The sequence below is a fragment of the Planococcus soli genome (assembly GCF_016881065.1).
Taxonomy (GTDB): Bacteria; Bacillota; Bacilli; order Bacillales_A; family Planococcaceae; genus Planococcus; species Planococcus soli.
In genome coordinates, this window is sequence record NZ_WXYN01000007.1 from 225671 (window position 1) to 240207 (window position 14537).

Genomic DNA, 14537 nt, shown 5'->3' on the forward strand with positions numbered 1-14537 from the left:
TCCCCTCCTCTTTCCAATTCATCGGATTTTTCCTTTTAGTCGGTATATATATGCTAAAACCTCTGCCACTGCCAGAAACAATTCTTCTGGCACGGTGTCCCCTATTTCAACTTGGGCATACAGCGCACGTGCAAGAGGCTTATTTTCCATCGTCACAATTCCAAGCTCTTTCGCTTTTTCTTTGATTTTTAAGGCCAGATGATCTTTGCCCATCGCGATGATGACCGGAGCCGCCATCGTTTCGGCATCGTACTTGATGGCGATTGCATAATGCGTCGGATTAGTGATCAGCACGTCCGCGCCCGGCAAATCCTGAATCATCCGATTCATGCTCATTTGCCGCTGCTTGTCTTTTATTTTTGATTTGATCAGCGGATCGCCTTCCGCTTTTTTGTATTCGTCTTTAATGTCCTGCTTGGACATCCGTATGCCTTTTTCAAATTCGTATTTCTGGTAAATGTAATCGAGAATGGATAAACACAGCAGGATAATGCCTGCAACCAACCCCATTTGAAACACTAACGAGCCGATAAAAGATAAGGAATGACTAATGCTTTTTTGAGACAGTAAAAACAATTCTTCCTTGCCAAGCCACAGCACACCGAATGCAGCGCCTCCGATAATGGCAATCTTCAGCAAGGATTTTCCCAATTCGACCAGGGCACGAGCTGAAAAAATTCGTTTTGCGCCTTTAATCGGATCCATCCGTTCCAACTTTGCCATAATCGGATCCGTCGAAAAGATTGCACCGACCTGAATAAAGTTTCCGAAAAAACCGAAGACTACGCCAATCAGCATGATTGGCAGCATGAGCAAAAATGCATTCATAGCCATCTGTTCAAACAATGTTCGAATGGTCGCGGGTGTTATTTCCCAGGAAATATATTCAGTAAAGTGGACGCGGTAGATCGCCAAGATCCGGTCCAGCATCCAGCCGCCCAGTGAATTCAGCAGCATGATCCCACCCAACAAAATCATGGCTGCGGCGACTTCAGGACTTTTGGCTACCTGGCCTTTCCGCTTGGATTCCTGGCGTTTTTGCGGTGTCGCTTTTTCAGTTTTTTCACCGGCAAAAAACTGCAGGTCCAGGGGATACCTTTTCACCACTTACGTTCCTCCTAATAAATTGATCAACTGAGCCATGCTCACCAAAATTTTCTCAAAGAGAATCTGCAGGATGAAGAAGAACACAGGCATGGTCAGAAACAGCATAACAAAGCCGACTAAAATCTTTATCGGCAAGCCAACAGCAAAAATATTCAGCTGCGGAACTGTTTTTGCCAGAATGCCAAGTGCAATATCCACCAAAAATAAGGCACCGATGATCGGCAGCGCAATCTGGAGGGCGATTAAGAACATATCTGTGAACAAGCCGGTCATAAATTGAGCGATATCTTCAGCTTTCACCGAAATCGCCAGACGTTCCACCGGAAACACGCGAAGGCTATGCATGACGCCGTCCAGCATCAAATGGTGCCCGTTGGCTGTCAACAGGAACAGGATGGCCATCATGTACTTAAAGTGGCCAATAAGCGGTACTTGTGCACCCGTTTGCGGATCCAGCACATTGGCCATGGAAAAACCCATCTGAAAATCGATGAAGGCGCCGGCAATCTGGACTGCGTACAACAGCAGTGCCGCTGTGAATCCAAGCGCCAATCCCGTACCAAGCTCTTTGATGATCAATAAAATATAAGAAGAGTCCATTGGAATCGCATCGCCCATAGGCAAGGTCGAAACAGCGACAAACGCCAGAAAAGCAGCGATGCCAATTTTAAATTGCGCCGGTACGCCCCGCATGGAAAAGATGGGGGCGATCAGGAAAAAGCTGCTCAACCGGATGAGCATCAGCAAAAAATAAGGCAGTATGTCAAAAATCATTTCCATGCCCGCTTACCCGATGATTCTTGGCAGCTGCTGAAACAGGTCTCTAGTGTAATCCAGCAGCAACGTCAGCATCCATGGCCCAAAGACTACAAGCGAAATGAAGACTGCCAGTATTTTCGGAATGAACGCCAACGTCTGCTCCTGGATTTGCGTCATTGCCTGGAAGACGCTGACCAATAATCCGACAGCCAGCGCGATCAGCAGCATCGGGGCCGAAATGAGGATAATGGTAAAAATCGATTGTTCGGCTAGTTTGATCACCATATCTGGAGTCATCGTTTTCTTCCCTTCGTCAAAAGCTGACAAGCAGCGATTCGATTATTAAGTACCAGCCGTCCACCAGGACAAACAGCAAAATTTTAAAAGGCAGTGAAATCATCACCGGCGGCAGCATCATCATCCCCATTGCCATCAGCGTACTGGCAACCACCATATCGATGATCAAAAAAGGAATGAAAATAACAAAGCCGATTTGGAATGCGGTTTTCAGTTCACTGATGGCAAATGCCGGAATCAGTGACGTCAAGGGGATTTCCTCAATGCTGTCAGGCTTTTCCAACTCTGCGTATTTAAAGAATAAGGCCAAGTCTTTTTCCCGTGTGTTCTGTGCCATGAATTCCTTTAACGGGAGAATAGCGGTATCCAATGCTTCCTGCTGCTCCATGTCGCCATCTAAATAGGGCTGCAAGGCTGTTTCATTCATTTCCATCGCAATCGGCGACATGATGAAGAATGTCAGGAACAGTGCCAGGCCAACCAATACCTGGTTCGGCGGCATGGATTGGGTACCCAGTCCGGTCCGGACAAATGACAGCACGATGATGATCCGCGTAAAGCTGGTCATCATGATGAGAATTCCCGGGGCCAGCGACAAGACCGTCAACAGGAAAAACAGTTGAAGTGTTGTCGAAACATCTTCAGGCGATTCTCCGCCAAAATCAATGCCCGGAATATTGATGGATGATAAAATTTCCGGAATCATAGCGGACGCCCTTCCTTGTCGGTCTGTTCTTGTCCCAGCTTGTTTTGGAGCTCTTGCTGTTTGGCTTTCTGCTTGTTCAGGCTTTGATTGAACAGCTGATCAAAACCTTTTTTTTGCGGATTTTTCGAAAAATCCCCGATTTTCTTTTTCGTAAAGTCCAGCAGGTTTTTGGAAAGTGCCGGCTGCTGCTGTTCAAAGTCTTTTTCAATGCCGCTGATTTCAGCTGCATCCGAGAACTCCTTGATCAAGGTCACTTCATCACCGACCCCGATCAAGTACATTTGCCCGCCAACTTTCACCAATTGAAGTGATTTGTTGTTGCCGAGCGGCGTACCACCCATCAGCTTGACTGCTTGGTTGGGCTGAAGATTTTTCTGGCGTGCTGCCAAAAACTTGATCAAACCGTAAATCATCGCCACAATTAATAGCGTATAAAGCACCAATTGAACAATGATGCCAGCCAGACTTTTTTCTTCCACCGGTGCCGCTTCTACCGGATCTGCCGGTGTTTCTTCTTCGGGTTCTTCGTTGTTGAGCCATTCCACGACATTCGGGCTTGCCTGAACAGTCAATGGAACCGACAGTGCACCGAAAAACAAGACTGCCATAAGCAGTGCGATGTATACATTCTTTGATTTGTTCAATTTCGGCAAACTCCTTCTATCAGGCATTAACGCAGTTTCGAGATACGCTCTGCTGTACTTAGTACATCTGTTACGCGCACTCCAAAATTTTCGTCAATGACCACGACTTCTCCAACTGCGATCAACTTGTTATTGATCAGGATATCGACGGGTTCTCCAGCCAATTTATCCAGTTCGATGATAGATCCCTGGGAAATTTCCAGTATATCTTTGACCATACGCTTTGTACGTCCGAGTTCTACGGTTACTTGAAGCGGAATATCCAAAAGCATGTTCAGGTTATTCGGTTCCGACTGTGCTGTTTCCGTGTTATCAAAGCTTGAAAATTGGACGTTTTGTACCGTTTGTGTTTCTTGAGTCTGTTGATTTAGCTGGTTGTCTAGATGGCTTTCTGATTGCTTTGGCATTTCACCTATCTCCTTTGTGTCTTCTTCGTCAAACGGTTCAGTTAATATCGCTACCAAAAGTTTCGCTAGTGGCACTGGAAGGCATAGATGAAAACGGATATTCTGCTTGCCGCTAATATTCAGCTGAAATTGGGATTCGGTAAACCATTGCTCTTTCGTGAAATTGGCCAATGGAAAATCTACATTCTGATCGACAACATCTATACCCGATAGAGAATGGGCAATATCTCTTTCCAATAGAGCTGACATCGACTGCGCTACGGAGTCGAACATCTTCCCAATCATGTTTTGAACAGCTTGAAATGCTGTTTCGTCTTCTGCATCCTCCAGTCCAGCTTTCAATGCAGCATCAACATCTTTTTTGGATACGGCAAGAACTTGCATCCCGTTTGCCGCACCTGTATATTCACCAAGTGCAACATAAAACGGTGCACTTACCGAAGCAAAGACATCATCCCTATTAGTGATGGCCAAAGTTGGCGAAGTCACGAAAACCTGTTCAGAAAGCAGCGAAGTCAGTTCAGCGGCTGAACCGCCGAGTGATGCGTTCAGCAATTCGATGATTGCTTCTGTTTCCATTTTCGATAATGAACTTTCAGACATCGTCTTTCCTCCCACATTCTTATAATTCAGTAAACCCGCGGTTTCTTCCGAAGAAGGTTGATCAATCATCATCAAATAGAATTCCTTGAGTTGACACTTCTGTTACCTGTACAGCCATTCGACCTTTTGAAACACCAGGCTGTGCATAAAATTTCAATTTATTGTCTACCTGGAGCGTTACAGGAGCATCATACGACTCATTCAAACGAATCACATCTCCGTTTTTCAGGTTTAGAAAATCCCCAAGTTCAATCGTCGATTTTCCCAGTACAGCTTTGATTTCCATTTTAGTGCTTTGAAGTTTTTCCTCCAAAGCTTCCATCTCATGTGTTTCAATTGCTTTTTTTTGATTGGCAAGCCAATGTTTTGCTGACAGCTTCGGCAAAATTTGTTCCAGTACGACATGAGGCAAACAGATATTGATGATGCCTTCGACATTGCCGATTCTTGTTTGCAGCTTGACCAAAATGACTGTTTCATTTGGTGGAGACGTAGTAAGAAATTGCGGATTCACTTCAACCTCTCTGAGTTCTGGAGTCAGTTTCACTACAGAGGACCAAGCTTCCTCGAAGCAATCCAGTGATTTTGAAAATACACGTTCAATAACGCTGATTTCAATTTCAGTCAACTCACTGTCTTTTTGCAAAAGATTGCCTTGTCCCCCAAGAAGCCGGTCGAACATGACATATACCACATCCGGAGAAAAACCCATAACCATACTGCCTTGCAGCGGTGCCGCTTCGAAAACTCCCAACATCGATTTTTTTTGGACATTGCGGATAAATTCCTGATAAGAAACTTCTTCTACCGCCTCAACACTTACTTGAACAAAAGCTCGAAGCTGTGCTGAGAAATAAGAAGACAACAAGCGGGAAAAGTTCTCGTGAATCCGGGATAAGGTACGGATCTGATCTTGTGAGAAACGCAATGCTTTCTTGAAATCGTATGCTTGAACATTTCTTTTTTTGTCGATAACTTTTGGCTCTTGGTTCCCCATTGCTGAAAGGATGGTTTCAATATTTTCATCTGTTAAAACATCGGTCAACTTGATTGCCCCCTCATTCGTCCAAGTTCGGCTCATGCAAACGAGGTAAAATGTTCAGTTTCCGGTAATAATCGGTCACTTTGTCCATAACTTCCTCTACGGTTTCCAATACATGGACTTTCTTGCCCGTTGTTAAAGTCACGACGGTATCCGGTGTGGATTCCAACCGTTCGATATAAATAGCATTTAATACAAAAGAAGAGCGATTTAATCTGGTTAATTGAATCATGTCGATTGCTGTTCAAAGCTTAGCCCTGCTCAGCCTGAGCCTCCTCTATTAGCGTTTCAAGTTGACTACTTCCTGCAGAAGTTCATCTGAAGTCGTGATAGTGCGTGAATTCGCCTGGAATCCGCGTTGTGCAATAATCATTTCCGTAAACTCTTCCGTTAAGTCAACGTTGGACATTTCAAGCATCCCAGAACCAATTTCTGTATTCTTGTCTGAAGCTGTTTGGATATTTAAACCGTTTGCACTTGCCATTCCTGTCATCTCATACAAAGAACCGCCAAACTTCCGAAGACCTGATGGATTTTCAGGTGTTGAAACCCCAATTTCGGCAATCGTTGTTTCTGTTCCATCAGCTTGTTTACCAATTACTTCTCCTAAGCGATTGATGCTGAAGGAATCGTACCCTGAGACATTGATTGCTTGCTCGTTACTGCTTAAAACATTGTATCCCTGTGCTGTCACTAAATTGCCTTCTGCTGTCACAGTAAAATTTCCTGCACGCGTTAAATATTGCCCTTCTCCGTTGGCAGCTTCTGGATCTTGAACAACAAAAAATCCGTCACCCATAATCGAAAGATCTGTTCCAACTCCTGTAGACATTGCTGATCCTGCGTTATGGTTTACATTGATCGAAGCCATGGATGAACCTAAACCGATTTGCATAGGATTTGTTCCACCACTTGACAAATTTTGGCTTAGAAGATCTTGAAAGTTAATCGTACTTTTTTTGTAGCCTATTGTATTAACGTTGGAAATGTTATTCCCGATTACATCCAGCTTGGTTTGAAACCCTTTCATACCTGAAATTCCTGAGTACATTGAACGCAACATTTAATTTTCCCCTTTCAAGAATCATCTTTTGACCGTAATGGGTCAGACGATTTCCTGGTCATTTGTGGTGGCTGGTTGTTTTTCAATCCGTTGAATCGATTCGATTGGCACTTTTACATCCGAGCCTTCAAGCTCAGCGAGCAACTCGCCGTTCTTGCTGGACAACGCTTTAACAATTCCTTCACCTGAGCCTGTTTCTGACTCCCATGTAACTGAAGTGCCGATTAAATGTGCATAGTCTGCTAATGAAGAACTTCCCTGATTGCTGACAAATTGCGTCATGGTTTTATTTAAGTTGGTCAATTGCTCCAGGCTCGTAAACTGAGCCATCTGGCCAATGAACTCTGTGTCTTTTAACGGTTCCATCGGATCCTGGTGCTTCATTTGAGTGACCAGGATTTTCAAGAAAGCATCTTGCCCGAGTGCATTTGTAGCTTCCGTCTTAGCAGCTGGTGCTGGTGCAGCAGCTGCTGCGGTTGTCACTGTCGAGATGTTCATCAAAACACCCTCTCTTCTATACTGTGTAATCCACTTTCATCAACTGGCCAACCGAAGGCTGCCGTATAGCCGCCTTTTCTTCTTCGGGCTGGAAATAGCCATTTTTGTCTCGATTGGCTGTTCCATTCTTATGCTGTTGCTGGGAAAACCGCTGTTCGGCATGAGATTGCTGTTGGCTGAAAGGCTGCGGCGAACTTTGCTGCAGCACTTCGATTTTTTCAACAGCTACGCCTTGCTGCACCAACGAAGCTCTGAGTTGATTGAGTTGAAGTTCAAGTGCTTCTTTTGCCATCGGTGTGCTTGCCATAATCTGAGCGGCCAGCTTTCCGTTCACTGATGTCAGAAGAATTTCCAGGTGGCCGAGATGTTCCGGAAAAATATTGACACGCATTTTCATGCCTTCTGCAGTCTCTGCCATGCGCATCGAACTTTTCAGCATACCGCCTAAATCCTCAAGAAGGTTGGATAGCCGGACAAATGGTGCAGCGGGTGGATTTACTTCTGTCCGCACTTGGTTGCCGGCAGCTTTTGCAGCTTCAGCCGTCACGCTAGTGGTTGGCTGGATAGTCGTCTCTTGAGCCGTTTTGCTGTCAGCTGCCACTTTCGGCGACTGAAGTTCCTCGGCATCCTGAAGTTTTACGGATGGCTGAAGTGCAACTTCTTCTGCTTGTTGAGATGTTCCTTGTGTTTCAACAGGGACTTTCGGAAGTTCTTTGACTGGTTTTAAGTTTTCATTTAGAAACCTTGGAATATCATTTACTGCTCTGGTTCCATCAACCGGAAGCTCTTGTCCAATTGACTTTCCTTGTTGAGCCACCAAAACAGCTTGCTGCTCCTCTTCAAGCATGCCGATCAACTCTTCCAGCTGCTTGGAAATTTGCGGCAAGCTGATATTGTTGAAAGCATTCTTTTTTTCTTCTGCCCCCTTAAAGGCGCTAAGGTCTTCGAATTTTGTAGTAAATTCGTCGGACAAAATTTTCAGCTTCTGCTGAATATCCTCAAGCAGCCCGATCACTTCGGCAGCAGCATCGGTCATCTGTGTGTTGCTTCCACCTGTTTGGCTGGGTGCCGTCACGTTAAGCAGTGCTTTTCCCGCCTGAAGCTCCTGCAGTTGAAGAATCGCATATTGTAGTTCCTGCTGTTCAGCCGTTTGTTCTTCAATCGGTATTTCCTGCAGGAACGAAAGCAAAGATTCCAGGCTTTCCAGCACATCTTCTGCCGGGGCTTGTTCTTCACTAGCAAGCTCCGCTTCAGTAGTGCCCAGTGAAGTCAGCAAAGAAGCAAACAGCGCCTGATCTTGTTGAGCTGGTGCAGCCGCTTTTTTTGCAGCCGGGCTTATGGTTTGTGGAAACGATAGTTTTAAAGCTTCCATCTGCTTAACTTCCTTCCGCTAAACTGTTCGCTTTGGCCAAGCGATAGAATCGGGTGCTGGCCATTTCGTCAAAAAAGCTTTGTTCAGCCGCTTTGCTTTCTTCTTTGAAATGGTTCAATTTTTGCTGTTTTAAATTTTCCCAGGTTTTTTCTTCCTGTGCTTTTTTTTGCAGCAAGCCTTGAGACGTCGAGACATTTTTCTGCAAATACTCCAATTCTCTTTTAGAAGAAAGCGATTGATCCTGCAGCTGGTGAATATAGCTTTCCAGCATTCTCAATTCTGAAATATTGACGCCGCTTTGCTGTTTAGCATTTTTCAATTGCTCGATATCGCTTATTTGGCTTTGAATGGCTTTGTTTCGTTGATGGCCCACTTCGTGCTTTTTGATGGCTTCAGCCATTTGGATCTGCGCAAAGCCCTTTTCATTTTCTTTTAAATCCAATATTTTTTGAAATCGAAAGTTGAATTGTGTCAGTTTAAACGCCCCCAAATTGTGCTGATAGCCGCTCTATACTTTCTTCCAGTTTGGCTTTTTCATATATGTCCTGCTGCAAGTATTCCTTAATCAGTGGATGCGATCGAATCGCATCATCAATCTCTTTGTTGGCCCCACTCTTGTAGGCGCCGATATTGATAAGGTCTTCAGAAGTTTCATAGGCTGCCAACAAACGCTTGAATTCCCGTGCTGCCAGCTGATGTTCTTCCGAGACGACTTCGTGCATAACCCGGCTGACGCTGGCCATGACGTTAATCGCCGGGAATTGGCCTTTTTGGGCAATTTTACGGTCCAACACGATATGGCCATCCAAAATTCCACGCACCGCATCAGCAATCGGTTCATTCATGTCGTCGCCATCCACTAAAACGGTGTAGAAAGCAGTAATGGAACCTTTGCTTGAAGTGCCTGAGCGCTCTAACAGTTTCGGCAGCAAGGCAAAGACGCTTGGTGTGTAGCCTTTACTGGTCGGCGGTTCACCCACTGCCAGTCCGACTTCCCGCTGTGCCATGGCAAATCGGGTAACAGAATCCATCATCAGCATGACGTTTTTTCCTTGATCCCGGAAATATTCGGCAATCGCTGTTGCCGTAAGTGCTGCTTTAATGCGCTGCATCGGTGTCTGGTCGGAAGTTGCTGCTACAACTACCGATTTTTTTAACCCTTCAGGACCGAGATCGCGTTCAATAAAATCACGCACTTCACGTCCGCGTTCCCCAACTAAAGCGATAACGTTGATATCGGCTTCAGTATTGCGGGCAATCATGCCCATTAAGGTACTTTTTCCGACGCCGCTTCCTGCAAATACGCCAACGCGCTGTCCTTGACCGACTGTCAGCAATCCATCAATCGCACGGACACCTACTTCAAGGGGCTTATCAATCCGCGGACGCTTTAACGGATTTGGCGGTGCGTTATTCGTTGAATACTTTTTCAATCCCCTAGGCAATAAACTTTCATCAAGCGGCATTCCTGTACCATCGAGGATTTTCCCTAAAATGGAGGGACCGACTTTGATTTGAAGCGGGCCTCCTGTGGCGACTACCAAGCATCCCGGACCGACTTGCGAAAGATCCTGCAGCGGCATGAGCATAATCCGATTTTCTCTAAAGCCGACCACTTCCGCTTCAATCGGTGGTTCATTGCGGTTTGGATATAACAGGCAAAGCTCGCCAATTTTCGCGTTCGGCCCTCTCGATTCAATCGTCAAGCCTATGACCTGAATCACTTTCCCATGCTTTTGTATCGGTTCAATATCATTCAGCAATTCCAGATACTCATCTTCCCACAGGTTCATCGTTGGTCTTCTCCTCACAATAAGCGAGCAATTGGTTTTTGATTTCATCCAGCTGATTGTCGACCACGGCGTCGTAAGATCCACTCGCCGTATGAATCCTGCAGCCGCCTGGCGTCAGATTGGCCACTGGAACCAGTTTCAATTCCGAATCGGCTTTAATATACGTCTTTAGTTCTTCCAAAAATGGAATGATGGTCGGATAGTCTTCGGCAGAAACCTGCATTGTGACGTCTTCCGATTCCTCTACCTGCTTTAATGCATGCTGTATAATGTGCAGCACCTGCTTTGTGTCCTGGCGGAGTTCATTATGAATAATTTTCTCTGCCACTTTGACACTTAATGATAATAAGAAAGGTTCAGCCTGCTGGATAATTCTTGTTTTTTCGTCATAAGCCGTTTCCAGCAAGCGAGTCATTTCCAGTCGTTTTTCGACGCTGTCCTGCTCGGCTTGTTGGAGGCCTTCTGAAAATCCAGCTTGAAATCCTTGCTGCTGTGCTTCTTGCCCCAGTTTTTCAGCATGCTCTAACGCTTCATGCTGCTTGTCATGCCACCATTCGCTGATTTCCTGCTGTGCCGTTTGCTGATCGATTAAAATTTGTTTTTGCAATTGCTCTTGGCGAGTTTCCAGATCTGCGATTTCCTGCATCAATTGCTGACGCTGCTGTCTTGGATCCTGTTCCTGATTACTGAAAACAGTTTTTTTAGTCTCGATTTTCCGAGTCTGGATAATTTTCTTTTCTTTGGAAAGAGACTGTGGAAGACGAATGATGTTAGACAATCATTTCCTCTCCTTCTCCACGCGATACGTCAATTTCCCCTTTTTCTTCCATGCTTCGGATCAGTCCGACGATATTTGTTTGTGCATTCTCTACATCTTTCAGCTTCACTGGCCCCATCACTTCGATTTCTTCACGAATAGCTTCCGCTCTCCGTGTTGACATATTGCGATAAATGCTGTCTTTGACTTCTTCACTTGCTACTTTCAGTGCAAATGTCAGATCAGCATCGCTCACTTCACGGACAATTCGCTGAACGGAACGAGTTTCCAGATTGACAATATCTTCGAAGACAAACATACGTTTTTTGATTTCCGCAACCAGTTCCACATTATCTTTTTCGAGTTCGGTCAATATGGATTTTTCTGTACCGCGATCAACATTGCTCAACACGCGAACAATCGCTTCAACACCACCGGTAGCAGTATAATCCTGTGATCCTGTGGCAGTCAGCTTCCGCTCTAAAATCTGTTCTACTTGATGGATGACATCCGGAGAAGTGCTTTCCATCAAAGCGATCCGCCTTGCGACTTCCGCTTGTTTGTCACTCGGCAACTCGGACAAAATCTTCGATGATTGCTTAGCATCCAAATAGGACAGCACCAATGCAATCGTTTGTGCCTGTTCGTGCTGCAGAACATTTAAAATCTGGTTTGGATCGGCTTTTCGAGCAAAACTAAATGGTTTTACTTGAAGCCGGTTTGATAGCCGGTTGATCGTGTCCATCGCCTTATCTTTTCCCAGTGCCTGTTCAAGGATATTTCGGGCGTAAACCAAACCACCTTCATTCATATAATCCTGTGCTAGAATCATTTCGTAAAATTCATTAATGACTCTTTCTGTTTGGCTGTTCTTCAACTGTCGAACGTTGGAAATCTCCATGGTTAATTGATCGATTTCCGGCTCCGTCAGTTGCTTAAATATCTCAATCGACACTTCAGGTCCTAAACCAACCAATAAGATGGCCACTTTCTGAATCCCTGTCAACTCTTGTATTCCTCTAACCATTGGCCACTCTCCTAGTCATCTGCCATCCATGACCGCAACAATTTAGTGAAGTCTTCAGGTCTTCCTTTGGCAAGCTTTTCAATCGTTTTCCGCTTCGGATTCGATCTGGCACTAAACTCAGACAAATCAACTTCTTCATCTTCAATATTTACTTGGTTTGACTTGGCTAGCGCCTGTTCAAAACCTCCAAAATCATACTCTTCTTCAAATACTTCTTCTTTTTTCTTTCTGCGAAGCAATAACAAGGCAATAATGATGATCAACACTAATACAACCGCTGCGGCAATGACCAGAAGCAGATTGTTCGGTACGCCGGCGAGGAATGTTTCAGCTTGTTCTTCTTCCTCAATATCCGGACGTCCTTGGAATTCAGTTGCAAAAACAGAAATTCGGTCTTCCAGTTCCACTTCGGTTGCAGCAAATTCATTCATGCTCAATGACGTACTGACAGCATTCTTCAATAGATTGCTGATGTCTGTGACATTTTCCTGTGTTAAACTGGCTGGATTTTCCGGAACTGGCGGCTCTACGCCTACATTGATCGTAATGTCATCAATCACATACGGGCTCATCTCAATTTGCCGGTTAATCCGGTTGACTTCACTGTTGATCCGCTCTTCCGTACGCTCTGACTCGCTGTTTCCAGCACCATCCAAGCCCGGATAATTGGCGACTTCCGTTTCACCGGTTCCTGCTGGATCTTCCACGACCACGCCTTCGCTCGAATACGTTTCGACGATGCGTTCCACGCTGATATCCAAGCCTTCATTGTTTTCAATATCGACGGGTTCAACCAATTGCTCTTCCCGCTTTTCTTTCGTGAAATCGATGTTTGTCATCACTGACACGACCACTTTGTCCTGCCCGAGCAATAAGCCGAGCATTTGCTGCAGCTCACGTTGAATATCCTGCTCGATGCCTTTTTGGATTTCACGATGCTGCTGGTAGACCGACAGATTGGTATTTGCCACGTTGGCATCCTGCACTTCAAACACTTGGCCGTTTTGGTCCATGATCACTACCTGTTCAGCCGGCAAACTTGGAACTGATTTGCTGATTAAGTGATACAAACCGTTAATCTGCTTTTGATCCAATTGCAGCGTCGAATCGCCTTGGATGACAATAGAAGCTGTAGATGTCTGCTCTTCATCCGTGATCCAAACATTTTCTTTCGGCAGTGTAATCATGACATTCGCTTCTGTTACTCCATCAATTTGTTCAATCAAATACGCCAACTCATTTTGCATGGCGTCCCGTTCCACGACATCAAAATGGCGATCGGTCATTCCAAGCCCCATATTTTCGCTGAATATCCCGTAATTCACATTGCCGTTCTTCGGTATCCCCTCCGCAGCCAGGCTGACTTTCAAATCTGCCAAATGCTCTTCAGGTACGCTGATCGTTTTGCCATCGGCCGATACTTCCACCGGAATAGCCTGTTCTTCAATAGCCGTCTTGATTTCGCCCGCTTCTGCTGCTGCCAGATCAGAATACAACACTGAGAAGTTAGTGCGATTATTGAGAAAAACAAAGACAATAATAATAATTAAGGTAAGAAAAAAGGAACCAATAACAGCCCATTTTGTCACAGGAGAAAAACTGGTCCAAGATTCCTTTAACTTCGTTTTATATACTGAAACCTTCTCTTTCATTTACGCATCATACTTGCATTCTCATTACTTCTTGATACGCTTCAACAACCTTATTGCGGACCTGCATCGTCATCTGCAATGACAAACTGGCCTTTTGCGAAGCAATCATGACTTCGTGTACATCCTGTACTTCTCCTGTCACCAATTGGTTGGTCAATTTATCTGATTCATTTTGCGCTTTGCTCACTTCTTTTAGCGCATCTTTGAATATTTCTCCAAATCCTTCAACTTTGTTTTCAGGCTGCACTTTATCGAACAATTGATTTTGAATAAATGGGGTTTGAATCTGGCCTATTTTTTCCATGGGGGCCTCCTTGATGTTCTATAGTAGATTGTTCTTCATAATCATCGATTTATTTTCCGATCTCCAAAGCTTTCATATACATGCTTTTTGAAGCATTCAACGCAGTGACGTTCGCTTCATAAGAACGGGTTGCAGACATCAGATCCACCATTTCTTTCAGCGGATCAACATTGGAGGTACGAACATAGCCGTCTTCTCCAGCATCCGGATGTTCCGGATCGTAAGACATGTTAAACGGCGTGTCATCTTCCCGGATTTCCGATACCTCGACACCCGATACTGCCGTATTGCCTCTATTAATCACCGACTGCAATTGATTGGCAAAAGGCGATCCGCCGCTTTGCGACAATTCCACTGTTTTCCGACGGTACGGGAGCCATTCCCCGTCCACCAGCTCGGCACGATTTGTATTGGCATTTGCGATATTGGCGGACACGACGTCCATGCGCATGCGGTTGGCTGTCAACCCGGAAGCGCTAATATTAAACCCACTGAATAAACTCATC

At 45.1% G+C, this 14537-nt stretch carries 18 protein-coding genes; all 18 read right to left on the minus strand.

The window, feature by feature from the left end; all coding sequences use genetic code 11:
- Positions 1-18: 18 nt before the first annotated feature.
- From flhB to flgC, 18 genes are read right to left on the minus strand one after another with little or no spacing between them, the layout of a single operon-like run.
- The gene (flhB, locus tag GJB59_RS03495; RefSeq protein WP_142827575.1) at positions 19-1107 is read right to left on the minus strand and encodes a flagellar biosynthesis protein FlhB; all 1089 of its coding nucleotides are present in this window, start codon (positions 1105-1107) and stop codon (positions 19-21) included.
- The gene (gene fliR, locus GJB59_RS03500) at positions 1108-1887 is read right to left on the minus strand and encodes a flagellar biosynthetic protein FliR (RefSeq protein ID WP_142827576.1); all 780 of its coding nucleotides are present in this window, start codon (positions 1885-1887) and stop codon (positions 1108-1110) included.
- Positions 1888-1893: 6 nt separating this feature from the next.
- Positions 1894-2163 (minus strand): flagellar biosynthesis protein FliQ, encoded by a 270-nt coding sequence (fliQ, locus tag GJB59_RS03505; protein ID WP_142827577.1) that lies wholly within the window; start codon positions 2161-2163, stop codon positions 1894-1896.
- 16 nt (positions 2164-2179) lie between these two features.
- Positions 2180-2869 (minus strand): flagellar type III secretion system pore protein FliP, encoded by a 690-nt coding sequence (fliP, locus tag GJB59_RS03510; protein WP_142827578.1) that lies wholly within the window; start codon positions 2867-2869, stop codon positions 2180-2182.
- Positions 2866-3513 (minus strand): flagellar biosynthetic protein FliO, encoded by a 648-nt coding sequence (locus GJB59_RS03515; RefSeq protein ID WP_142827579.1) that lies wholly within the window; start codon positions 3511-3513, stop codon positions 2866-2868. Before GJB59_RS03515 ends, fliP begins: the two co-directional genes overlap by 4 nt.
- Before the next feature lie 26 nt (positions 3514-3539).
- A complete protein-coding gene (gene fliY / locus GJB59_RS03520; protein WP_142827580.1) occupies positions 3540-4595 on the minus strand; it encodes a flagellar motor switch phosphatase FliY in 1056 nt (351 codons plus the stop codon).
- On the minus strand, positions 4585-5568 hold the full coding sequence (gene fliM, locus GJB59_RS03525) for a flagellar motor switch protein FliM (RefSeq protein ID WP_142827581.1): 984 nt from the start codon (positions 5566-5568) through the stop codon (positions 4585-4587). Before fliM ends, fliY begins: the two co-directional genes overlap by 11 nt.
- A gap of 13 nt (positions 5569-5581) precedes the next feature.
- A complete protein-coding gene (locus GJB59_RS03530) occupies positions 5582-5797 on the minus strand; it encodes a flagellar FlbD family protein (protein ID WP_142827582.1) in 216 nt (71 codons plus the stop codon).
- A gap of 48 nt (positions 5798-5845) precedes the next feature.
- Positions 5846-6628, minus strand: coding sequence for a flagellar hook-basal body complex protein (locus GJB59_RS03535; RefSeq protein ID WP_142827583.1), 783 nt, complete (start codon positions 6626-6628; stop codon positions 5846-5848).
- Positions 6629-6670: 42 nt separating this feature from the next.
- Complete coding sequence (flgD, locus tag GJB59_RS03540) at positions 6671-7126, minus strand: flagellar hook assembly protein FlgD (RefSeq protein WP_142827584.1); 456 nt, start codon at positions 7124-7126, stop codon at positions 6671-6673.
- 16 nt (positions 7127-7142) lie between these two features.
- The gene (locus GJB59_RS03545) at positions 7143-8498 is read right to left on the minus strand and encodes a flagellar hook-length control protein FliK (protein ID WP_142827585.1); all 1356 of its coding nucleotides are present in this window, start codon (positions 8496-8498) and stop codon (positions 7143-7145) included.
- A gap of 4 nt (positions 8499-8502) precedes the next feature.
- Positions 8503-8988, minus strand: a complete 486-nt coding sequence (gene fliJ, locus GJB59_RS03550) for a flagellar export protein FliJ (RefSeq protein WP_142827586.1) — start codon at positions 8986-8988, stop codon at positions 8503-8505.
- Positions 8975-10291, minus strand: a complete 1317-nt coding sequence (gene fliI, locus GJB59_RS03555) for a flagellar protein export ATPase FliI (RefSeq protein ID WP_142827587.1) — start codon at positions 10289-10291, stop codon at positions 8975-8977. Before fliI ends, fliJ begins: the two co-directional genes overlap by 14 nt.
- Positions 10272-11069 (minus strand): FliH/SctL family protein, encoded by a 798-nt coding sequence (locus tag GJB59_RS03560; protein ID WP_142827588.1) that lies wholly within the window; start codon positions 11067-11069, stop codon positions 10272-10274. The genes fliI and GJB59_RS03560 overlap by 20 nt, the downstream gene beginning before the upstream one ends.
- Positions 11062-12075, minus strand: a complete 1014-nt coding sequence (gene fliG / locus GJB59_RS03565; protein WP_142827589.1) for a flagellar motor switch protein FliG — start codon at positions 12073-12075, stop codon at positions 11062-11064. Before fliG ends, GJB59_RS03560 begins: the two co-directional genes overlap by 8 nt.
- An 11-nt stretch (positions 12076-12086) precedes the next feature.
- Positions 12087-13727, minus strand: coding sequence for a flagellar basal-body MS-ring/collar protein FliF (fliF, locus tag GJB59_RS03570; RefSeq protein ID WP_142827590.1), 1641 nt, complete (start codon positions 13725-13727; stop codon positions 12087-12089).
- Between the two features lie 7 nt (positions 13728-13734).
- On the minus strand, positions 13735-14031 hold the full coding sequence (gene fliE / locus GJB59_RS03575) for a flagellar hook-basal body complex protein FliE (protein WP_142827591.1): 297 nt from the start codon (positions 14029-14031) through the stop codon (positions 13735-13737).
- A 49-nt stretch (positions 14032-14080) separates the two neighbouring features.
- Positions 14081-14536: a flagellar basal body rod protein FlgC gene (gene flgC / locus GJB59_RS03580; RefSeq protein WP_142827592.1), complete on the minus strand. Its 456-nt coding sequence runs from the start codon at positions 14534-14536 to the stop codon at positions 14081-14083.
- Position 14537: the final 1 nt, after the last annotated feature.

Bases quoted from the DNA above. Each gene is read 5' to 3' on its own strand.
- fliQ (WP_142827577.1), bottom strand. From the start codon at position 2,163: ATGACTCCAGATATGGTGATCAAACTAGCCGAACAATCGATTTTTACC.
- GJB59_RS03535 (WP_142827583.1), bottom strand. From the start codon at position 6,628: ATGTTGCGTTCAATGTACTCAGGAATTTCAGGTATGAAAGGGTTTCAA.
- fliR (WP_142827576.1), bottom strand. From the start codon at position 1,887: ATGGAAATGATTTTTGACATACTGCCTTATTTTTTGCTGATGCTCATC.
- fliY (WP_142827580.1), bottom strand. From the start codon at position 4,595: ATGATGATTGATCAACCTTCTTCGGAAGAAACCGCGGGTTTACTGAAT.
- fliE (WP_142827591.1), bottom strand. From the start codon at position 14,031: ATGGAAAAAATAGGCCAGATTCAAACCCCATTTATTCAAAATCAATTG.
- fliP (WP_142827578.1), bottom strand. From the start codon at position 2,869: ATGATTCCGGAAATTTTATCATCCATCAATATTCCGGGCATTGATTTT.
- GJB59_RS03530 (WP_142827582.1), bottom strand. From the start codon at position 5,797: ATGATTCAATTAACCAGATTAAATCGCTCTTCTTTTGTATTAAATGCT.
- flgC (WP_142827592.1), bottom strand. From the start codon at position 14,536: ATGAGTTTATTCAGTGGGTTTAATATTAGCGCTTCCGGGTTGACAGCC.
- fliI (WP_142827587.1), bottom strand. From the start codon at position 10,291: ATGAACCTGTGGGAAGATGAGTATCTGGAATTGCTGAATGATATTGAA.
- fliG (WP_142827589.1), bottom strand. From the start codon at position 12,075: ATGGTTAGAGGAATACAAGAGTTGACAGGGATTCAGAAAGTGGCCATC.
- flgD (WP_142827584.1), bottom strand. From the start codon at position 7,126: ATGAACATCTCGACAGTGACAACCGCAGCAGCTGCTGCACCAGCACCA.
- fliF (WP_142827590.1), bottom strand. From the start codon at position 13,727: ATGAAAGAGAAGGTTTCAGTATATAAAACGAAGTTAAAGGAATCTTGG.
- GJB59_RS03545 (WP_142827585.1), bottom strand. From the start codon at position 8,498: ATGGAAGCTTTAAAACTATCGTTTCCACAAACCATAAGCCCGGCTGCA.